This is a genomic window from Paraburkholderia sp., from assembly GCF_028283785.1.
Classification (GTDB): domain Bacteria; phylum Pseudomonadota; class Gammaproteobacteria; order Burkholderiales; family Burkholderiaceae; genus Paraburkholderia.
In genome coordinates this window covers 1,469,881-1,490,360 of record NZ_JAPWKB010000019.1, presented here as the reverse complement: position 1 = coordinate 1,490,360, position 20,480 = coordinate 1,469,881, and the positions used below count along the sequence as shown (strand labels likewise).

The window sequence follows — 20,480 nt, the reverse complement described above, 5'->3', positions numbered from 1 at the left end:
ATGCTGACAACCTGAGACGGGCTTGCGGGCCCGCGACGCTCACGCGCCCGACGCCGCCGCAGCGGACGCCGCCTTGCTCTTTTTCGCCTTCTTGCCTTTCTTCGTGCCCGATGCCGCGTCGGGTGCGCTCGCCGTCGTCGCGGCCGTGGCTGCCGGTGCGGCGGCGGTGCTCGCGTCGGATGCGGCCGCCTTGCTCTTCTTCGACTTTTTGGTCGGCGCGGCGTCGGACGTTGCCATCGGATTCATCGTGGCACCGGTGGTGGCGGCCGGTGCGGCCGTCTTCGCGGTGGCCGGTTTGGCCGCGCTCTTGCCGCTCGGCGGCGTGGCGGAACCATTGATGGTCAGGCCGGCCGCTTCAAGGTTCGTCACCGATTTCGTACCGATGCCTTTCACACGTGTGGCGAGGTCGTCGGCGTCCTTGAACGGGCCGTTTTTACTGCGCTCGTCGATGATCGCCTTCGCATGGGCAGGGCCGATGCCCTTGACCGATTCGAGCGCCGCCTGATCGGCGGAATTCACTTCGACCGCCGCCGCGAAACCCGCGGACAGCGACAGCGCCAACGCAACACACAGCATCAGTAACTTCTTCAGCATGGCAAGCACTCCATTGAGGGCAACGTTAGAACGATAAGCCGGGAACGGACGACGCGGCCAGCCAGCGGCAGGCGCTGCGTTTAAGGATAGGACAAATGCGCATTGCGTGAGGCTGCCCACGATTTATACCGGCCGTTGCGTGACAAGACAATCGGCCTAAACATTCTTTACCGATTTGCGCGCAATACCGGCGGTTATGCGCGAACAGACGGCCGTCGCCCGGCCGCGCGCCACGTCGGTGGTCACGTCCGAGCCCACGTCCGCACCCGCAGGCCGACGATGACACACGATCGCGCTTGACTTAGAGTGCACTCGAAGTCCTAACCTGAGTTCGTCATGTCCAAAGCCCTCACCATCGGTCAGGTCGCCGCACATAGCGGCGTCTCCGCGCACACGTTGCGGTACTACGAGCAAGCCGGGTTGTTGCTGTCGATCGGCCGTTCGCAGGCGGGTCACCGTCTGTATTCGCCGGCCGACCTCGACTGGCTGCAATTCGTGATGCGTCTGCGCGCGACCGGGATGCCGGTCGCGCAGATGCAGGCGTTCGCGAGCCTGCGGGCGCAAGGCGACACGTCGATGGCGGCGCGCAGCGAGATGCTCGCCGCGCATCGCGTCGCCGTGCTCGCGCAGATCGATGCGTTGCAAACCAGTCTCGTCGCGATCACCGACAAGATCGCGTTCTACGACGCGGCACAACGCGGCCGGCGAGATCGGCGAGACCGGCGCGAGCGGACAGGGCAAGCCGTTTCCTATCACTCAGACAAGGACGCATCATGCAAGCAAGCCGCCACACGAACGCCGGAGCCCTACGCACCGACCACGCCGGCCTTATCGATGTCAAAGCAGACGCCAAAGCAGACGCCAAAGCAAAAAACAGCGTCGAAGCCGAAGCCCAATCCGCGCGCTACGCGCGCGGCTGGAACAAGCTGAAGGAAATCGACGGCGCAACGGGCGAGCAGGTGATCGCCGCGCTCGCGCCGATCGCGCCGGACTTCGGCCGGCTGCTGATCGAGTTCGGTTTCGGCGATATCTACAGCCGTCCGCAACTCGATTTGCGCGCGCGTGAAATCGCGACGATCGCGTCGCTGGCCACGTTGGGCTGCGCGCAACCGCAACTGAAAGTGCATATCGAGGCCGCGCTGAACGTCGGTTGCAGCCGCGATGAAATTGTCGAGGTGTTTATGCAGATGGCGCTTTACGCGGGCTTTCCCGCGGCACTGAACGCGCTGTTCGCGGCACGGGAAGTCTTCGAGCGGCACGACGCGCACCCGGATGGCGCGAATGACGAAGCCGACGCCGATACACCAGCCACGGCTGACGCCACCGCATAAGCGGCATCGAAGGGAATATCGCAGACCGGCACGCGCGAGGCTAGACCCCGACGCGTGCCTGGATCATTCGCCACCCACGCCGCTCAGGCAACCGGTTGCGGCGTATCGATTCCCGTCTGCCCGTCTTCGCCAACCGGCTTGGCGAAGCGAGTTGCGCTCGACGGCTCGGCGTGTCGCGCGACGAGGAACGATTCGCGCAGGTAGGTTTCGAAGTAGTCCATCACCCGATCCTGCGCGTGGCTCGACAGCAGCGCGTGATCCATCTTGTCGTGGAAATCGGCGCGAATCTGCGCGTAGCGACGCAGCCGCCGTCCACGCAGTCCGAAGTAATGTTCGAGTTCCTCGACGCCCAGATCGTTCGAACCGAACAGCAGACGCAGTTTGACGCCACGCGTATCGAGCGAGCGGAACATCTCGCGCACCACCGGATTGCCGAGACCGATATGAAACGTGCGTTCCAGCCAGTCCGCGCCGGCCGCCTTGAAGCGCGCCGAAAATCGCACGGCCAGCGCACGCGCAATACCGAGTCCGCCGGTCTGGCCTTTGAGAAAACGCATCCACTTGGCCGGTTGCAGCGCCGAGCGCAGATAGTCGCGGGTCGTGCCGAACTTGACGAGATCGACGGGCGGTTTGCCGTTGTCGTCGCAGACGTTGGTCCACACGAAGCGTTGCAGATTGACGAGCACGGCGCCGCGCACAGCCGGTTCGGCGGCGGCTGCTTTCAGGCCCGCGAATGCACCCGCGCAGACGCCGAACAGCACGGTTTCGCCGCGTCCCTGTTCGTTGAGCCAGCGCGCCGCGCGGATCGCGTCCTGCCATTGCGTGTCGGCGTTGATCGAATCCAGATTGAGCCGGTCGACCAGCGGCTGGCTTTCGCCGAGCGAGCCCAGATCGACGCGCAACGACGAAATGCCCTGGCGCGCGAGACGACGGGCGAAGCGCACGGTTAGCCGTGCATTGCCGATATGCGAGACGGCGCCCGTATTCAGAAACAGCACGGTCGGCGCGGTATTCGCGGTGCCGGAAGCGCCGGTCGGCTCGCAATAGATGCCGAACAGCCGACGCTCGCCGTCGATCCACACCGGCGTTTCGATCGCGCCGTCGTCGGCGATGCGGGCGGCGTTCAGCGCGACGGCTTCGTCCTGCGCGTTCGCGTCGGCGACGCTCGCTGCGGCATCACCGGTTTCACCGGATGCGCACACGCGATTCTCCAGCCCGAGCCACGTCGTGATGCTGGCAATCGCGTTGCGCGGCAATTCGCTGTCGAGCGATTCCAGCATGAACTTGCCGAACTCGTCGAAGTGCAGGCGTTCGACGGCGATCCGTTGCGCGCTGTAGTGATCGGCCAGCGACGCGATACGGGTCGGGTCGAGCGAATCGAGGATCAGCACGCGGCGCGCGGGCCGCGATGCGTCGCGCTTCAGATCGACCGCGATCAACGGCTCCATCGAATCGCGATACATCCGGAAGCCGAATGCTTCGACGAATTCGTTGGTGTCCGGCACCGGCTCGCTATCCTTGCCGGCCGGAATCGATCGCCAGGTCCGGTAATGCGCGCGCAGTTCGCGGATGTAGTTCTTGCCCGACAGCACCGGCGCCATCAGCACGAGGTCGTCGACGCCGTCGAGTTCCTGAGCCGCCAGCGCCGCGAGCGTCGCGCCGAGGCGCAAGCCGCAAAGCGCGACGCGCTCGACGCCGGTGGTGTCCTTCAGATACGCGACAGCATGCTTCACGCTGTCGATCCACGCGCGAAACCGCGCCGCTTCCTGTGCATCGCCGGCCGAATCACCGGTGCCGGGATAGTCGAAGCGCAAGGTCGGCATGCCGTCCTCTGCAAGCCGTTCGGCCAGGTGGCGCATGCCCCGCGCGGTGCACAACGCGTCATAGCCGAACGGCTGGCACAGCACGACCCCGGTGTTGCCCCGTGCCGGATGCAACCAGCCGAAGCAATCGTTAAAAACCACGGGTGTCATCTTGGTCTCCATTTCGTTGCGGCAAGTGCCGCCATTAGAGACGGCATTCCTTACCCCATCTGTTCGAACTACCACACAGCGGCAGTTCGTCCGCTTTACGGTTTTTTTGTATTGATTTTGTAATTTTCAATCAATGCGCGGCGTGCCTGGGTTTCAGCGTCGCGCGCAGCGCCAGCATTGCGTGGAATACGAAGCGCGCGCTCAGACGTTCGCGCATCGGATAGCGCGACGACAGCAGGATTCGCCATGCGACGGCCGCCTGTCCCGCACGTGCAAAGGCCGAGGCAGCGCGCGGCGCGAGACGGCGCAGCGCCGCTTCGCGGGCCGCTCGTGCGTCGGCGGGCACGTCGGTGGCGGCGAGCGCGGCGTACGCGTGCATCGCGGGTAACGCGTGGCGGGAGATCGATTGTTCGGTCTCGCGCGACATCGCGATGAATTCGTCGACGAAACAGACGCCCGAGGCCGCGCAGCACAGGCGCAAGCCAAAATCGAAATCGCATGCGTCGAGCACGCGATCGGTCGCGTCATAGCCGATCGCGCGCGCCGACAGCGTGTCGATCAGGTAGCCGTTGTTCGGGAACATCTGGTCGATACCGGCCAGCGCAGGCACTTTCAGCAGACCGGCGCGCTCGGGGATGCGCAGATAGTCGCGATTCAGGCGCTCGGTGGCGTCGGCACGCGGCGTGCCGTCGTTGCTGACGACGCGTTGCTTGCCGAACGCGATGCTCACGTCCGGATGCAGCGTCCAGCACCGCGCCAGCATGTCGAGCGCGCCCGGCGCGAGCAGGTCGTCGTCGTGCAGCAGCACGAGTCGAGCGCCGCGCGCGCGGGCGAACAGCCGGTTGACGTTGTTCGCCTGGCCGAGCCGCGGCACGTTGCGCTCATAGCGGATCGGTGCGCCGCCGCGCGCGCGCAGACGCAGCAGCATACGTTCGACTTCGGCGGCGGATTCGTCGCGCGAGTCGTCGTTGATCACGATTTCCACATCCGGATACGACTGCGCGAGACAACTCTCGATGGCCTGTTCGAGCAGTTGCGCACGGTTGCAGGTGGGAATGCAGATCGAGATCAGCGTCGGCGACAGCGTGCCGTCGATGGCTTCGTGGGCGGGCAGCGTGCGGGCGTTCATTGCGATGCCTCCGGATCGGCGGCATCGGAATTCACGCACTGCGTCGCGGATGGTCCAGGGTTGAGCGTGAGTCGGCATTGCAAACTGCTGCGCGCGTAGTGACGGCTGCCCCGAAGAGCGCCCGCGCAAACGACGGATTCCATTTTTCTTCCCTTGTACGAATGCTTTTCGCTTTCGGTGTTCGGCTGCGTTCGAGTCGGTGGCGGTGGGTGCTCGTGGCGTCGTGGGACAGATGTCGCCGACGCTTCGTTGTCGATGCACTTCGCGAATCGATTTAACCCGCAGGCAGGCGCCGTTTCTGTGCGGGTGCACACACATTGGGCGGTGGGGCAGGGTTTTGGTGAGCGGGGCGCGTGAACATCCGACGATTCCGGCAGCCCGCGATAAACGGCGCGCCAAAAACAAAAAGCGCACTTCGAACAGCAAGTGCGCAGTACACGACAAAAGGGAAAACTATCTTAGCGACCGGGGCGTGGCGTCGCCGCTTGCATCTTGCCGACGCACGCCTCGACGTGCCCCAACACCGATGCTGGGCGCCCCAAACTCGGGCAGGATGCGCGCGCGTGCACGACTGGCGAACACGAGAAAACCGAAGCCGTCGGCCTCATACCAGTAGCCGCCGTTTTCGAGGCCGTCGAGCGGTTGCTCCAGTGCATTGGCAATGGATTCGATACACCGGCGACGCAGTTCGGCCGGTGCGGGATACGGCGGTTGCGCGCCGCGTACGCTGCACAACAGCACGTCGAGCCCCGGCAACACGTGAGCGTAGAGGACCGGCTCGTCCTGAGCACGCGCCCGCGCGATCTTGGTATCGAGCTGTCCGAACGGTTTGAAGTGCCGTAGCACCGCGAGGAACGACTCATCGCCGTCAGCCTTCGCGCGCCTACGCTTTTTCGGGAAGGACATAAAAATTCGCCTGAAAAAGAATTGCAAGAAACGCAGCGTCCTCATGCGACCACTCCCGGCTTCGCGCCGCGCGTCGATGTTTTATAGCATACGCACATGCGGGGTTCACGGTGATTCGACGACACTGCTGCCTTCACACCCACCCGCACGAATCATGCCGAATCAGTCCCACTGCGCGCATTCGTATCCCATGACTTCTGTACCCATAATAGACGCACGCGCCGGAGAACGGAGTCCGTCACCGATAAAAAAAAGTCACTTTTGTGTGCCCTGCCGCATTCAGACGATTTATTGAAATATCTCGCGTTGCCGTCGATAATGGCCCGTCCCGGCCGCGACGCGCTTGTGGTCCGCGCTGCATCGCGTTCACCGCGAATTTGCCCGCGTTTTCCTGGCCAGCACATGGCCTCGGGCTGACCGGCGTCACCGGAAGATCGCCAGGCGACCATGAAACTTTTCACCAAGGGACTGCTGCTGATTGCGTTGCCAAGCGTCATCGAACTGGCGTTGCTCGGCGTCGTCTTCGACACGCAGCAACAAACCGCGCAGGCGGTTCAGTGGGTCGCCGACAGCCAGCAGGTGCTGTATCAGTCCACCTCGTTGATCGATCCGCTGCTGCGCCAGGCGGCGCGCGTGCGCACCGGCATGGTGGTGGGCGATCCGATGTTTATCGACCGCCGCTCGGCGTGGGTCGATCTGAACGACCGGCTCGCGCATCTGCAGCAACTCGTCAGCGACAATCCCCAGCAGATCGCGCGCGTCGAACGGATGCAGACGCTGATCGACACGTATCGCCAGCAGACCGCCGCGATCTCGCAGGCGCTTCACGAAGGCCGCAGCATGAACGCGTTCGCGTTGCTCGAAAGCGAACCGCTGCCCGCGTCGGTCGACGCGTTTCGCGATGAACTCGACGCGTTCGTCGCCGAGGCCGAACGTCGCGATGCCGCGCGCCGCGAATCGCTCGCCATCACGCGCGCGCATCAGCAGTTTGCGCTGGGCGCGGCCGTGATCGGCTCGATGCTGATCTGGGCGGTCGCCGCGCTGATGTTCGCGCGCGGTATCGGCCGCCGCATCGAAGTGCTGACCGGCAATGCCGAGCGTCTGGGCGGCGGTCGTACGCTGCACGCGCCGCTGTCCGGCACCGACGAGATCGCCGCGCTCGACGCGGTGCTGCACGACACCAGCGCCCGCCTGCGCGCAGCCGATGCCGGTCAGGCCGCGCTCAAGACCCGGCTCGAAGCGCGCGCGAAAGAACTGGCGGTGGTCAACGAAGAGTTGCGCCAGGAAACGCAAGACAACGAGATGTTCATTTACAGCGTGTCGCACGATCTCCGTTCGCCGCTGGTGAACCTGCAAGGCTTTTCGAAGGAACTGCAGGTATCGTGCGACGATTTGCGCGCGACGGTCGAAAGCGCGCAGTTGCCGCCGGCCGAGCACAAGCGGCTGGCGCATGTGCTCGACGGCGACGTTCGCGAATCCTTGCACTATCTGCGCACGGCCGTCACGCGGGCGGCGGCGATCATCGACGCATTGCTGCGTATTTCGCGCGCGGGTCGTCTGGAGTATCAGTGGCAGCGCGTCAGTATCGGGCGCACGGTCGCGCGGATCGTCGATGGTTTGCAGGCCGGTATCGGTCAGCGCGGCGCGCTCGTGACAGTGCGTGAGTTGCCGCCTGCATGGGGCGATCCCGGCGCGATCGAACAGATTTTCAGCCACCTGATCGGCAATGCGCTGAACTATCTCGACCCGTCGCGCGGCGGGCGGATCGAGGTCGGCGCGCTCGAACGCGAGCCGCTCGACGAAACCCGGCTGCCCGTCATTCGCACACGAACCTATTACGTGCGCGACAATGGGCTCGGCATTCCTGCCGCGTATATGTCGAAAGTGTTTCGCGCGTTCCAGCGCCTGCACGGCGACGTCGCGAAAGGCGACGGTATCGGACTCGCGATGGTCCGGCGACTGGTCGAGCGGCACGGCGGGCGGATCTGGGTGGAATCGTCGGAAGGTGCGGGCTCGACGTTCTTCGTCGTACTGCCCGAGCAACCGGCGCGGCTTTGACGGTATCGGGCGTGCGGCGGCCGGGTTTGGACCGACCCGCGCCGCAGAGCGCCGAAGCATGTAGCGCAGAGGCAAGACCGGACGTGGCGACACGTTAGACGGCAAGCGAACACAAGGCAGTCGAGGCGGGCGGCGCCGCGCAACAACGTGCGCTGCGATTTCCGGATTCGGGCAACAACGATATTCGCTGGCGGAGGGACTATGAAACACGGGGAGTCGGTCAGCATCATTCTGATCGAGGACGACGACGGGCATGCGACGCTCGTCGAACGTAATCTGCGGCGCGCGGGCGTGACGAACGGCTTCGTGCGCTTCAACGACGGCCAGGATGCGCTCGATTACTTCTTCGGCGAGCCGCCGGCCGATCCGGCAAGCGGCTATCCGCCGCGCGAAAACCTGCGCAACTTCGTCGTGCTGCTCGACCTGAAAATGCCGCGCGTGGACGGTTTCGAAGTGCTGCGCCGTCTGAAGGAAGCGCCGTCTACGGCGGCCGTGCCGGTGATCGTGCTGACCACCACCGACGATCCGCGCGAAATCGAGCGTTGCTATGAACTCGGTTGCAATGTCTACATTACCAAGCCGGTCGAATACGATGCGTTTATCGAAGCAGTGCGTCGTCTCGGCTTCTTTCTGCAGGTCGTCAAGCTGCCACCCGGTCACCGGTTCGCGCCGGCGGCGGCATGACGTCGTCCCGTCACGCAAACACATCCGGTAATTCCCGCATGTCCGAACCCGTTTCCTCGCTGCCCGCTGCTTACGTGCTGGTCGTCGACGACGACGAAGGCATCTTGCGGCTCGCGCGCAAATCGCTCGAGCGGGCGGGTTGCCGGGTCGCGCTGTGTCCCGGCGTCGACAGCGCGCGCGAGCGGATCGCCAACGGCGCGCCGGATCTGCTGGTGCTCGACTATCAGCTCGACGGTCCCGAGACCGGCTTGCAATTTTTTCGCCGGCTGCGCGCCGACGGCATCCGCATTCCGGCCATTCTGGTGACCGGGTTCACCGACGAATCGCGGGTGATCGAAGCGTTGCGCGCGGGTGTGTCGGACGTGGTGCCGAAGTCCGGCGATTACCTCGACTATCTGCCCGAAGCGGTGGCGCGCGTGCTGTCGCAGGTCGCGCTGCAACGCGCGTCCGCCGATGCGCTGCTGTTGCGCGAGCGCGAGCAGCATTACCGCACCTTGTCCGAAGCGTTGCCGCATCTGGTGATGACCTGCAATGCCAACGGCGATTGCGATTTTCTGTCCAAACAGTGGTTCGAATATACCGGTCTGCCCGAAGGCAGTTCGCTCGGTCTGGCGTGGCTCGAAGCGGTTCATCCGGACGATCAGGAAGAGATTCGCCGCACGTGGCTGAAAACCGTCAACAGCAGCGCGGACGATTACCGCCACGAGGTGCGGATTCGCCGGCACGACGGCGAGTTCCGCTGGTTCGACGCGCGCGTGGTCGCGATGCGCGACGCGACGGGCGCGGTGACCAAATGGTTCGGCAGTTTCACCGACATCCACCCGCAACGCGAAGCGATCGAAGAGCGTGAACGTTTGCTCGCGTCGGAGCAGGCCGCACGCCAGGCCGCCGAAGAAGCGAGCCGCGCGAAAGACCGGTTTCTGGCGATGCTGTCGCACGAATTGCGCACACCGCTGACGCCGGTGCTGGCGGGCGCGAGCGTGCTCGAACTGATTGCGGACCTGCCCGATCAGGCGCGGGCGAGCGTCCGGATGATCCGGCGCAATATCGAACTCGAAGCGCGTCTGATCGACGATCTGCTCGATCTGACGCGGGTGGCGAACGGCAAGCTGCGGCTGTCGCTGGAAACGGTGGATGTGCACGACGTGATCGACAGCGTGCTCGAACTGTTCCGCAGCGAGATTCAGGTCAAGCAGCAGGACGTCCATGTCGACAAGAACGCCGGGCATCATTACGTGCTCGCCGACCGCGCGCGGCTCCAGCAGATGCTGTGGAACCTGATCCGCAACGCCGCGAAGTTCACGCCCGACGGTGGTCACATCTACGTGCGTACCCGCGACGAACGGATGCATATCCAGATTTGTGTGGAAGACACGGGCATCGGCATCGAACCGGAGCAGATCGGCAAGCTGTTCAACGCGTTCGAGCAGGGCAACCAGAATATGACGCGGCAGTTCGGCGGGCTGGGTCTGGGCCTCGCGATCACCAAGGCGCTGACCGACGCGCATGGCGGTGTCGTGATCGCGCAGAGTCCGGGCGCGCATTGCGGCGCGACGTTTACGATCACGCTGCCTACGGCGATGCAGCCGGTGGCGCAGCCGGCGCCGGTCGTGGTGGCGCCGGTGCATCCGGAAGGCGCGTTGACGGTATTGCTTATCGAAGACCACGAAGATACCGCCGACGTGATGGCGCAACTGATTCGCGGGCTCGGTCATGAGGTGACGGTCGCGGGACGGGTGGCCGACGCGTTGGCGGCAACGCAACTCGCTACGTTCGATCTGATCGTCAGCGATGTGGGCTTACCCGACGGCACCGGACTCGATTTCATCCAGGCCTTCCGCGAGCATTCGGATGCGCCTGCGGTCGCGTTGACCGGTTTCGGCACCGACGAAGACGTGCGCCGCTGTATCGAGGCGGGCTTCACGTCGCATCTGACCAAGCCCGTCAACTTCGCGCAACTCGAACAGGTGATCGAAAGTGCGGGCGTGACGAAGGCGCAGAAATCGCAAAACGCGCTGTGATGCTGTCCTGACGTCTGCGCATCGGGCCGTCGGACCGTCCAATCAAAAAAAGCCTGCCGCGAGCAACTCGCAGCAGGCTTTTTTATCGTGACGCGACGCGTTTAGCGCGGCGTGTTCTTCAGCGAATCGCGGATTTCACGCAGCAGCAACACGTCTTCCGGCGTGGGCGCAGGTGCGGCCGGCGCGGCTTCTGCGGGTTTGCGCAGGTTGTTGATGAACTTGACCATCGCGAAGATGATGATCGCGAGAATGATGAAGTTGATCAGCACCGTGATGAACGAGCCGTAGCCGAACACCGCGACACCTGCCGTTTGCAGATCTTTGTACGATTCGGGACTGCCCTTGAAGCTGGGCGGTATATCCCCGAGCCGGATGAACTTGTTCGAAAAGTCGAGGCCGCCAGTGGCAACGCCGACGACCGGCATGATCAGGTCTTTCACAATCGAATTGACGATGGTGGAAAAAGCGCCGCCGATGATCACACCGACTGCCAGATCCATCACATTGCCCTTAAGAGCGAATTCCTTGAATTCCTTGATCATGCTCATAGGGAAGTCCTCCTTGAAGTCGTGGCTAAGCAGAAATGATAGCCAACGTGAGAGGGATAGCCAATCTGTTATGGATGGCCTGTTTCAATTTCATGGTGGGTTCAGGAACTATGACCCGAACGTACGCGCGCGTTCGATGTGCGCGGCAAATGTGACCGGGTCGGTTTGGGTGCCGCACAGCAGAACGCCGACGCGTTTGCCTTGCAGCGTTTCCCGCAATGGTCCGAGCAATGCGGCGGTGGCCGCCGCGCAAGCCGGTTCGACCGCCAGCTTCAGTTGCGAGAACAGCGTCAGCATTGCCGCACGCAATGCGTCGTCGGACACGGTGACGATACGTTCGACATGACGGCGCGCGAGCTCATAGCTGTATTGCTCGGTTTGCGGCGCCATCAGCGAATCGGCGATGCCGTGCATCGGGCCCATCTTGATGATGTGGTTCGCGGCGAAACTGCGGCTCATCGCGTCCGCGCCTTCCGGTTCGACGCCGTACACATGGAGATTCGGATTGGCGAGGCGCATTGCCGTGGAGACGCCCGCGATCAGTCCGCCGCCGCCGATCGGCACGACCACCGCGTCGAGATCCGGCGTCTGGGTCGCCCATTCGTAGCCGAGCGTGGCGGTGCCGAGCACCGTTCGATAACCGTTGAAGGGATGCACGTAATAGCGGCCTTCTTCGGCTTCGATATGACGGACCAGTTCGAACGCTTCGGCGGGTGTGTCGGCGGTGACGATCTCCGCGTGGTACTGACGGCAGAGCGCGACACGCGCCGGATTCGCCGAGCGGAACAGCACGACCTTCGCGCTGACGCCAAGCCGCATTGCCGCATACGCGACCGCCACCGCATGATTGCCGCCCGACACACAGGTCACGCCCGCGCTGCGTTGCGCTTCGTTGAGCGCGAGCAGGTTGGTGAACGCGCCGCGCGCCTTGAAGCTGCCGCCCGTCTGCAATAGCTCGAACTTGAAGTTGACGACGGTGCCTTCGAGCGACGGAAAGTCGAGCCGGTCGAAAACCGGCGTGCGCGAGACCCACGGCGTCAACGCGAAGTGTTGCGACGCGATGTCGTCGAGCGTAGGGATCGGCTCGCCGTCGATCGTATGGTCGGTGTGGTGCGGCGTGGCGGTTGACATGATCGTGAGGTCTTAGCGGGCGTGCGCGTCCACCGACATGCTGCGGACGAACTTCTGCAGGAAACGCTCGCACTCGACCAGTTGCGCCAGTTCGACGAACTCGTTGGCCTTGTGCGCCTGCACGATGTCGCCAGGGCCGCACACGATGCTCGGTACGCCCGCATTCGAGAACAGACCGGCCTCGGTGCCGTAAGCGACCTTGCGCCTGTCCTGGTCGCCCGTCAACGCGCGCACCAGTTGCGTGATCGCTGCCTGTTCCTCGGAATCGAGACCCGGCGCGGCGGCGAGACGCGTGAATTCGATCGCGCCTGCCGGATGCTCGCGCAGCATTTTCGGCAGCAAGGTTTCACGCGCGTATTGATCGATGCGCGCGAAGATCGGTTCCGGGTCGAGCGTGGGCAACGCGCGGAATTCGAACTGGAAGCGGCATTCGGCCGGAACCGTGTTGATTGCGTTGCCGCCCTGGATCGTGCTGGTTTGCGCGGTGGTGAAAGGCACGTCGTAAAGCTGGTCGAACGGACCTTGCTCGCGGAACTGGTCGGCCATGTCGCGGATGTAGCAGATCAGCCGCGCCGCGTATTCGATGGCGTTGAGACCCTTCGGCGTCAGCGACGAATGCGCGGCCTGGCCGCGCACGCAGCATTGATACGCGTTGATGCTCTTGTGCGCCACGATGGGACGCATGCTGGTCGGTTCGCCGACGATGCAGCCGTCCGGCTTCACGCCGCGCTTGAGCAGGTCGGCGATCATCAGCGGCGCACCGACGCAACCCACTTCTTCGTCGAACGACAACGCGAAGTGAATCGGCTTGGCGAGCTTCGTGTTGAGCATCTCCGGCACCAGCGTGAGCGCGGCACCGATAAAGCCTTTCATGTCGCAGGTGCCGCGGCCGTACAGTTTGTCGCCGCGAATCTCTGGCTTGAACGGGTCGCTGTCCCATTGCTGGCCGTCCACCGGCACGACGTCGGTGTGACCCGACAGCACGATGCCGCCGTTGGTCTCGCCGTCGTGCGCGGGAATAGTCGCGAACAGGTTGGCCCATTTGCCGCTGGCATCGTGCGTCAGCGTGGATTCGATGCCCGCGTGCTTCAGTTCGTCGCGAACGGTTTCGATCAGGCCGAGATTCGGATTACGGCTGACCGTGTCCATCGACACGAGGCGCGTGACCCAGGGAAGCGATGCGGGCGACGTAACAGAGGCGGCAGAGGAGGCGGACGATGTTGCGGCTTGCGCTGTATCAGCGACATGTGACATGACTGGACTCCGGCATAGGTATCTTTCGATCATACCCAAAAACCCGCAGTCAGCCCAAGCATCCAAAAGACATAAGGTGGCGCGTATTCAACGCGCTCAGCGATGCAGCAGCGCGCGCAGCGCGGCATGGTAAATGCGGTAGACGGGTGCGATGCTGGCGAGTTCGATGCGTTCGTTCGCGGCGTGAATGCCTTCGCCGCGCACGCCGAAGCCGCACAGCGCGGGCACGCCGAGCGACGCGACGTAGTTGCCGAGGTTCGACGGTCCGGCCACCGCGCATGGCGGCGTCGCGCCGAGTTCGTGGTGCGCGGCGTGCTGCAATGCAGCGACCATCGGATGCGAGTCGGGCACGCGATACGCAGGCCAGCCGGGCAGCCATTCGATTGCGCTCGCCAGCGCTACGGGATACGCGCGGTCGTGCGCGTCGATCGCGGCGCACAGCGCGCGTCGCGCGTGCGCTTCATCGAAGCGCGGCGTCAGCCGTAAGTCGAGTGTCAGTTCGCAGCGGTCCGGCACCTGGGTGAAACCGCCATCGCCGGATTGGATGCCGGTGATGGTCAGTTGCGCGGGTTTATCGAATCCGTCGCTTTCGTCCGGCGCTGCGGACAAGGTCATGGCGTTCAGCGCGTCGACCAGCGCCGCGCCGCGAACCAGTGCGCTCATACCGCGCGTGCCCGATCCGCCCGAATGGGCGGCGATCCCGCGCACGACGATGCGCGCGCGCAGAAAGCCGCGTCCGCCGACCATGATCCGGTCGAGACCCGGATAGCCGATCATCATGCCGTCGGGCCGTGGCGGCGCGTGCGGGCCGTCGGCGTGATCGAAGAATGCGCGTGCGCCGCCGAAGCGGCCGGTGTGCTCGTCGAGATCGAACAGCACGCCGAGCGTGCCGGCGAAGCTGTCGCGCCGCTGCCCGAATGCCGCAGCCAGATGCGCGAAGATCGCGGCCGCCGCCTTCGAATCGGCACAGCCGCGTCCGTGCATCCAGCCATCGACGATCCGCGCGCTGTCGGGCGGATGCGTCCATGTTTCCGGGTCGCCGAAGCCGGCGGTGTCGAGCGTCGCGTCGAGCACGTAAAACGGCCGCTTGCGCGCGCCTGGCGCTGCCGGCGCGGTGCCGTCGATCTGCGCATACAGGCCGACCGGCGTGCCGTCGCCCGACAGCAAACGACGATACGCGACGCGATGATCGTCGAACCAGCGCTCGACGCAACCGAGCACCGCGGCGTATGGATCGACGCCGCCCCGGCTCGGAATCCGGACCAGCGTCGTCAGCAGTTCGACGATGCCGTCCTCAGGCACGGGCGTCGCGCACGCGTCGTGAAGCGCGAGCCGGGCGGGCGTGTCAGGTGCACTCATGCGCGCGCGTCACGACGCCGCCACGCGGCCGGCCGATGCGCCGCGCACGGGCGCACCGAGCGCACGCAGGGTTTCCTTCACGGTCGCCACGCGCACCGCGAAATCGGGACTGCGGGTTTCGATGCGCAGCTTGTCCTGGCCCGCGAGCTTGATGTGCTTGTGCTTCTGCACCATCTCGATGATGCGCATCGCGTCGATGGGCGGGTTCGGGATGAACTGCAAGCCGATCACCGTGTCGCCCGCATCGATCTTCGAAATGCCGAGCGGTTTCGCCGCGAGCCGCAACCGGTGCGTCTCGACGAGCGCCTGCGCCTGCGGCGGCAACTTGCCGAAACGGTCGATCAACTCTTCCTGAATGCCGTCGATCGCGTCGTCGTGTTCGCAATTCGCGAGGCGCTTGTACAGCGACAGACGCTCCTGCACATCGCCGCAGTAATCGGCCGGCAAGATGGCCGGCGCGTGCAGGTTGATCTCGGTCGTGGCGGCGAGCGGCGCGGTCAGATCCGGCTCCTTGCCGTTCTTCAGCGCCTTCACCGCGTCGTTCAGCATGTCGGTGTAAAGCTGGAAACCGATCTCGTGAATTTCGCCGGACTGTTTGTCGCCCAGCACTTCGCCGGTGCCGCGAATTTCGAGGTCGTGCATGGCCAGATAGAAGCCCGAACCGAGTTCTTCCATCTGCTGGATCGCTTCGAGACGGCGTTGCGCCTGCTTCGTCAAACCTTGCGGATCATGCACCAGCAGATACGAATACGCCTGGTGATGCGAGCGCCCGACGCGGCCGCGCAACTGATGCAGCTGCGCGAGACCGAACTTGTCCGAGCGGTGGATCAGGATGGTGTTCGCGCTCGGCACGTCGATGCCGGTTTCGATAATCGTCGTACAGAGCAGCACGTTGGCGCGTTGCGCGACGAAATCGCGCATCACGCGTTCGAGTTCGCGTTCATGCATCTGACCGTGCGCAACCGCGATGCGCGCTTCCGGCACCAGCGCTTCGAGCATCTGACGACGGTTTTCGATGGTCTCGACTTCGTTATGCAGGAAGTACACCTGGCCGCCGCGCTTCAGTTCGCGCAGCATCGCCTCGCGGATCACGCTGTCTTCCTCGCGTCGCACGAAGGTCTTGATCGCGAGGCGCTTTTGCGGCGCCGTCGCGATGACCGAGAAGTCGCGCAGACCTTCGAGCGCCATGCCGAGCGTGCGCGGAATCGGCGTCGCGGTCAGCGTGAGGACGTCCACTTCCGCGCGCAATGCCTTGAGCGCTTCTTTCTGACGTACGCCGAAGCGATGTTCCTCGTCGATCACGACGAGACCGAGCCGCTTGAACTGCACATCCGACGACAACAGCTTGTGCGTGCCGATCACGATATCGACGCTACCTTCGTTGATCTGCTGGATCGCCGTGTTCACTTCCTTGGTGGACTTGAAGCGCGACAGTTCGGCGATCCGCACCGGCCAGTCGGAAAAGCGGTCGGTGAAGGTTTGCGTGTGCTGCTCGGCGAGCAGCGTGGTCGGCGACAGCAGCGCCACCTGTTTGCCGCCCATCACCGCGATAAACGCGGCGCGCAACGCCACTTCGGTCTTGCCGAAACCGACGTCGCCGCACACCAGCCGGTCCATCGGCTTGCCACTCGTCATATCGCCGATCACGGCGGCGATCGCGGCCGCCTGATCGGGCGTTTCCTCGAAGCCGAAGCTTTCGGCGAACTTCACGTAGTCTTTCGGTTCGAGCGCGAACGCATGACCTTCGCGCGCGGCGCGCCGTGCATACAGGTTCAGCAGTTCGGCGGCGGTGTCGCGAATCTGCAGCGCGGCCTTGCGCTTGGCTTTTTCCCACTGGCCCGAGCCGAGCGAGTGCAACGGCGCGCTTTCGGGATCGGCGCCGCTATAGCGCGAGATCACGTGAAGTTGCGCGACCGGCACGTAGAGCTTGCTGTCGCCTTGATATTCGAGGTGCAGGAATTCGGTTTCGCCTTCGCCGAGGTCCATCGTGACGAGGCCCATGTAGCGCCCGATGCCGTGTTGCGTATGCACGACCGGATCGCCCACTTTCAGCTCGGACAGATCGCGCACCATCGACTCGACGTTGCTCGCCTGTTCCTGGCGGCGTCGGCCGGTGCGGCGCGCGAGCGGGCCGTACAACTCGGTTTCGGTGATGATCGACAGACCGTCGGCCGGCACCGCGAAGCCGCTCGACAACGGCGCGACGCCGAGCGAAAAACGCGCGTCGCCCGTCAGCCAGTCGTCGTAGCTGTCGGCGGACGCGGGGCGCAACTGGTTGTCCGCCAGCAGTTGCGAGATCGTCTCGCGACGCCCGGCCGATTCCGCCGCGAACAGCACGCGGTTCGGCGTGGTGTCGAGATACGCGCGCAACGCGGAGAGGGGATCGGTGGCGTTGCGGTCGAGCGCGAGATTCGGCAGCGGCACCGACCAGCCGCCGCCTGCGTTCGACGGCAGCACGAGCCGCGCAAACGGCTTGGCGAGCGTGAAGAAATCGTCGTCGGACAGGAACAGGCGCTGCGGATCGAGGATTGGCCGGTCGCGATCGTGCGACAGGAAGTTGTGGCGCTGTTTGGTGTCGTTCGTAAAACGACGGATAGCGACATCGAGATCGCCGACGAACGCGAGTTGCGCGCCTGCGGGCAAATAGTGAAAAAGCGTTGCCGTTTCTTCAAAAAACAGTGGCAGGTAATACTCGATCCCCGCCGACGGCACGCCGTTGCCGATGTCCTTGTAGATCGACGCACGGCTCGGATCGCCTTCGAATTCTTCGCGCCAGCGGCTACGGAACGCGGTGCGGGCGGCTTCGTCGAACGGGAATTCGCGGCCGGGCAGCATCCGCACGTCGCGCACCGGATAAAGACTGCGCTGCGTGTCGGGATCGAACGCGCGGATCGAATCGACCTGATCGTCGAACAGGTCGATCCGGTACGGCAGCTGCGAGCCCATCGGAAACAGGTCGAGCAGCGAGCCGCGCACGCAGTATTCGCCCGGCCGCACGACCTGGCTGACGTGTTCATAGCCGGCCAGCGTCAGTTGCGCCTTCAGCTTTGCTTCGTCGAGACGCTCGCCCTGGCCGAACGAGAACGTGTAGGCGGCCATGAACGACGCGGGCGCCATCCGGTACAGCGCGGTGGTCGCGGGCACGATCAGGATGTCGCAGCGTCCTTCGCCGAGGTCGTGCAGCGTCGCGAGACGCTCGGACACGAGATCCTGGTGCGGCGAGAAGGTATCGTAAGGCAGCGTCTCCCAGTCGGGCAGCAGCCGCACGCGCGCTTGCGGCGCGAAGAAACCGATCTCCTGCGACAGACGTTGCGCGTCCACCGCGCTCGCGCAGACGACCGCGAGCAGCGGCACCTGCTGGTGGTACGCGAGGTGGTAACGGGCTATCAGCATCGCGTCGGACGAGCCGAGCGTGCCGTCGAAGGCGAAGCGCTGGCCGGCCTTGACAAGCGCGACCGGCGGATTGAACTGCGATGAAGCGGCGATGTCTGGCATAGAAAATGAGGCAGAGGCAGCCGTAAGGGCGCACTAGAGCGGCGTGCAGGCAAGCGGCAAGTTTAAGCGCGCCGCCGGGTGAACGCGAAGGACCTATTATAAAATCCGTTCTTTACTTCGACTTGAAGCCGACGCACCTGTGACTTCCCGCCTCTTTGCCTTGATCCCCTGCGCAGGCACCGGCAGCCGCTCCGGCGCGGCGATGCCCAAACAATATCGCGGCGTGGCCGGCCGTCAGTTGCTGCATTATTCGCTGGCCGCGTTCGACGCGTGCAGCGAATTTGCGCAAACGCTGGTCGTGATCGCACCCGACGACCAGCACTTCGACGCCCGCCGTTTTGCCGGTTTGCGCTTTGCGGTGCGCCGTTGCGGCGGCGCGTCGCGGCAGGCGTCCGTGCTGAACGGGCTGCAGGCGCTCGTCGAATTCGGCGCGCGCGACGACGACTGGGTGCTGGTGCACGACGCCGCGCGGCCCGGCATCACGCCCGCGCTGATCCGCACGCTGGTCGGCGCGCTGAAAGACGACGCGATCGGCGGCATCATGGCGTTGCCGGTCGCCGATACGCTCAAGCGCATCGCGCCCGGCACGGATGCACGGATTGCCCGCACGGAATCGCGCGACGGGCTCTGGCAGGCGCAGACGCCGCAGATGTTCCGCATCGGCATGCTGCGCGAAGCGATTCTGGCCGCGCAGCGCGACGGTCACGACCTGACCGACGAAGCGAGCGCGATCGAGTGGTCCGGTCATGCGCCGAAGCTCGTGCAAGGGAGCTTGCGCAACTTCAAGGTCACTTATCCGGAAGATTTCGATCTGGCTGAAGCGATTTTGAGCCAGCCGGCCACGGTATAAACAACTTCACATTTACAGGCGGATTCGACGATATGGATTTCAGGATCGGACAAGGGTATGACGTGCATCAGCTGGTCGAAGGTCGGCCGCTGATTATCGGCGGCGTGACGGTGCCTTATGAACGCGGCCTGCTCGGGCATTCCGACGCCGATGTGTTGCTGCACGCGATCACCGACGCAATTTTCGGTGCGGCGGCGATGGGCGATATCGGTCGTCATTTCTCCGATACCGACGCGCAATTCAAAGGCGCGGATAGTCGCGTGCTGTTGCGCGAATGCTTTGCCCGCGTGACGGCGGCAGGTTTTTCGATTCTCAACGTGGACAGCACGGTTATCGCCCAGGCGCCGAAACTCGCGCCGCATATCGACGCGATGCGCGCGAATGTCGCGGCGGATCTCGGCTTGCCGCTCGATCGCGTCAACGTGAAGGCGAAAACCAACGAGAAGCTCGGTTATCTCGGTCGCAAGGAAGGGATCGAGGCGCAAGCCGTCGCATTGCTGATCAAAAACTGATGCAGCGGGTCGATGGCGCGGAATTGTTTCGCGCGCCATCGGCCATTGAGATTGCGGTGTTATTTCTGTTCCGCCACGATCACCTGCGCAGCCGCGTTGACCACGGCGGCGATGCGGCCCACGTCCCGCAGTTGCGTCGAACTCATACCCTCGGCGACCAGCGTTTCGAAATGCGATTTCACACAGAAATGGCATTTGCCGATAATCGACGCCGCCAGCGCATACATTTCGAAGCGGCGTTTATCCACGCCGCCATGCGACGCGTACGCATTCATCCGTAATTGCGCCGGTTGCGATTTCAGATCCGCATTGCCGGTCATCTCGACATACGGATACCAGACGTTATTCATGCCCATCAATGCCGCGGCGGTCAATGCGCCGTTGATTTCTTCCGCGGACAGCACGCCGGCCTCGCGAATCGCGCCGATGATCGCGGGACTCTTCGCTGCAAATGCCGCAGCCAGCGCAACGCCCACCGCGTCGTGACCTTCCAGCGATGAACGCGCAATCGTGCCGTCGAGATTCAGTCGAATGTCTTTGGCGTAATCGGGAATGAGCGCTTTAATCGCAGACAAGAATTCCATACGTATTCTCCTGGCGGAAGCCGTTAAAAAAAGCCCGCGGCTTTTGCAAGC

Annotated in this window: 16 protein-coding genes and 1 pseudogene; 7 read left to right on the top strand and 10 right to left on the bottom strand. The window is 64.2% G+C overall.

Annotated elements, in window-relative coordinates; translation table 11 throughout:
- Positions 1-39: 39 nt before the first annotated feature.
- The gene (locus PW947_RS28840) at positions 40-594 is read right to left on the bottom strand and encodes a helix-hairpin-helix domain-containing protein (RefSeq protein WP_299635841.1); all 555 of its coding nucleotides are present in this window, start codon (positions 592-594) and stop codon (positions 40-42) included.
- A 336-nt stretch (positions 595-930) separates the two neighbouring features.
- On the opposite strand from PW947_RS28840, the pseudogene PW947_RS28835 reads away from it, so the two are divergent.
- Positions 931-1,290: pseudogene (locus PW947_RS28835) on the top strand (MerR family transcriptional regulator); the annotation flags it as partial.
- Positions 1,291-1,520: 230 nt separating this feature from the next.
- Positions 1,521-1,925, top strand: coding sequence for a carboxymuconolactone decarboxylase family protein (locus tag PW947_RS28830; protein WP_299636078.1), 405 nt, complete (start codon positions 1,521-1,523; stop codon positions 1,923-1,925).
- 83 nt (positions 1,926-2,008) lie between these two features.
- Here the strand turns inward: PW947_RS28830 and PW947_RS28825 are convergent, their stop codons facing one another.
- The 3 genes from PW947_RS28825 to PW947_RS28815 all read right to left on the bottom strand — a co-directional run bounded on the left by PW947_RS28825 (position 2,009) and on the right by PW947_RS28815 (position 5,978).
- Positions 2,009-3,898: an alpha/beta hydrolase gene (locus tag PW947_RS28825; protein WP_299635839.1), complete on the bottom strand. Its 1,890-nt coding sequence runs from the start codon at positions 3,896-3,898 to the stop codon at positions 2,009-2,011.
- 130 nt (positions 3,899-4,028) lie between these two features.
- Entirely contained in the window at positions 4,029-5,027 is a 999-nt protein-coding gene (locus PW947_RS28820) for a glycosyltransferase (RefSeq protein WP_299635837.1), read from the bottom strand.
- A gap of 453 nt (positions 5,028-5,480) precedes the next feature.
- Positions 5,481-5,978: a hypothetical protein gene (locus PW947_RS28815; RefSeq protein ID WP_299635835.1), complete on the bottom strand. Its 498-nt coding sequence runs from the start codon at positions 5,976-5,978 to the stop codon at positions 5,481-5,483.
- 402 nt (positions 5,979-6,380) lie between these two features.
- Between PW947_RS28815 and PW947_RS28810 the strand changes: the two genes are divergently transcribed.
- The 3 genes from PW947_RS28810 (at position 6,381) to PW947_RS28800 (ending at position 10,696) form a co-directional block, all read left to right on the top strand.
- Positions 6,381-7,991, top strand: a complete 1,611-nt coding sequence (locus PW947_RS28810; RefSeq protein ID WP_299635833.1) for a sensor histidine kinase — start codon at positions 6,381-6,383, stop codon at positions 7,989-7,991.
- 201 nt (positions 7,992-8,192) lie between these two features.
- The gene (locus PW947_RS28805) at positions 8,193-8,675 is read left to right on the top strand and encodes a response regulator (protein ID WP_299635831.1); all 483 of its coding nucleotides are present in this window, start codon (positions 8,193-8,195) and stop codon (positions 8,673-8,675) included.
- A gap of 38 nt (positions 8,676-8,713) precedes the next feature.
- Positions 8,714-10,696, top strand: a complete 1,983-nt coding sequence (locus PW947_RS28800; RefSeq protein WP_299635829.1) for a response regulator — start codon at positions 8,714-8,716, stop codon at positions 10,694-10,696.
- A 101-nt stretch (positions 10,697-10,797) separates the two neighbouring features.
- Here the strand turns inward: PW947_RS28800 and mscL are convergent, their stop codons facing one another.
- From mscL to mfd, 5 genes are all read right to left on the bottom strand, one after another.
- Complete coding sequence (gene mscL, locus PW947_RS28795; protein WP_299635828.1) at positions 10,798-11,244, bottom strand: large conductance mechanosensitive channel protein MscL; 447 nt, start codon at positions 11,242-11,244, stop codon at positions 10,798-10,800.
- Positions 11,245-11,352: 108 nt separating this feature from the next.
- The gene (locus PW947_RS28790; RefSeq protein WP_299635826.1) at positions 11,353-12,375 is read right to left on the bottom strand and encodes a threonine/serine dehydratase; all 1,023 of its coding nucleotides are present in this window, start codon (positions 12,373-12,375) and stop codon (positions 11,353-11,355) included.
- 12 nt (positions 12,376-12,387) lie between these two features.
- Positions 12,388-13,629, bottom strand: a complete 1,242-nt coding sequence (gene argE, locus PW947_RS28785; RefSeq protein ID WP_299635824.1) for an acetylornithine deacetylase — start codon at positions 13,627-13,629, stop codon at positions 12,388-12,390.
- Positions 13,630-13,725: 96 nt separating this feature from the next.
- Positions 13,726-14,988: a M20 family metallopeptidase gene (locus PW947_RS28780; protein ID WP_299635822.1), complete on the bottom strand. Its 1,263-nt coding sequence runs from the start codon at positions 14,986-14,988 to the stop codon at positions 13,726-13,728.
- Between the two features lie 9 nt (positions 14,989-14,997).
- Positions 14,998-18,483: a transcription-repair coupling factor gene (gene mfd / locus PW947_RS28775; protein ID WP_299635820.1), complete on the bottom strand. Its 3,486-nt coding sequence runs from the start codon at positions 18,481-18,483 to the stop codon at positions 14,998-15,000.
- 139 nt (positions 18,484-18,622) lie between these two features.
- Between mfd and ispD the strand changes: the two genes are divergently transcribed.
- Positions 18,623-19,333, top strand: coding sequence for a 2-C-methyl-D-erythritol 4-phosphate cytidylyltransferase (gene ispD, locus PW947_RS28770; protein ID WP_299635818.1), 711 nt, complete (start codon positions 18,623-18,625; stop codon positions 19,331-19,333).
- A gap of 32 nt (positions 19,334-19,365) precedes the next feature.
- On the top strand, positions 19,366-19,845 hold the full coding sequence (ispF, locus tag PW947_RS28765; protein WP_299635816.1) for a 2-C-methyl-D-erythritol 2,4-cyclodiphosphate synthase: 480 nt from the start codon (positions 19,366-19,368) through the stop codon (positions 19,843-19,845).
- A 59-nt stretch (positions 19,846-19,904) separates the two neighbouring features.
- On the opposite strand, the gene PW947_RS28760 is transcribed toward ispF, so the two are convergent.
- Positions 19,905-20,429 (bottom strand): carboxymuconolactone decarboxylase family protein, encoded by a 525-nt coding sequence (locus PW947_RS28760; RefSeq protein ID WP_299635814.1) that lies wholly within the window; start codon positions 20,427-20,429, stop codon positions 19,905-19,907.
- Positions 20,430-20,480: the final 51 nt, after the last annotated feature.

Coding starts and splice junctions, on each gene's coding strand:
- PW947_RS28840 (WP_299635841.1), bottom strand. CDS start 594: ATGCTGAAGAAGTTACTGATGCTGTGTGTTGCGTTGGCGCTGTCGCTG.
- PW947_RS28825 (WP_299635839.1), bottom strand. CDS start 3,898: ATGACACCCGTGGTTTTTAACGATTGCTTCGGCTGGTTGCATCCGGCA.
- PW947_RS28820 (WP_299635837.1), bottom strand. CDS start 5,027: ATGAACGCCCGCACGCTGCCCGCCCACGAAGCCATCGACGGCACGCTG.
- PW947_RS28815 (WP_299635835.1), bottom strand. CDS start 5,978: ATGAGGACGCTGCGTTTCTTGCAATTCTTTTTCAGGCGAATTTTTATG.
- PW947_RS28810 (WP_299635833.1), top strand. CDS start 6,381: ATGAAACTTTTCACCAAGGGACTGCTGCTGATTGCGTTGCCAAGCGTC.
- PW947_RS28805 (WP_299635831.1), top strand. CDS start 8,193: ATGAAACACGGGGAGTCGGTCAGCATCATTCTGATCGAGGACGACGAC.
- PW947_RS28800 (WP_299635829.1), top strand. CDS start 8,714: ATGTCCGAACCCGTTTCCTCGCTGCCCGCTGCTTACGTGCTGGTCGTC.
- mscL (WP_299635828.1), bottom strand. CDS start 11,244: ATGAGCATGATCAAGGAATTCAAGGAATTCGCTCTTAAGGGCAATGTG.
- PW947_RS28790 (WP_299635826.1), bottom strand. CDS start 12,375: ATGTCAACCGCCACGCCGCACCACACCGACCATACGATCGACGGCGAG.
- argE (WP_299635824.1), bottom strand. CDS start 13,629: ATGTCACATGTCGCTGATACAGCGCAAGCCGCAACATCGTCCGCCTCC.
- PW947_RS28780 (WP_299635822.1), bottom strand. CDS start 14,988: ATGAGTGCACCTGACACGCCCGCCCGGCTCGCGCTTCACGACGCGTGC.
- mfd (WP_299635820.1), bottom strand. CDS start 18,483: ATGCCAGACATCGCCGCTTCATCGCAGTTCAATCCGCCGGTCGCGCTT.
- ispF (WP_299635816.1), top strand. CDS start 19,366: ATGGATTTCAGGATCGGACAAGGGTATGACGTGCATCAGCTGGTCGAA.
- PW947_RS28760 (WP_299635814.1), bottom strand. CDS start 20,429: ATGGAATTCTTGTCTGCGATTAAAGCGCTCATTCCCGATTACGCCAAA.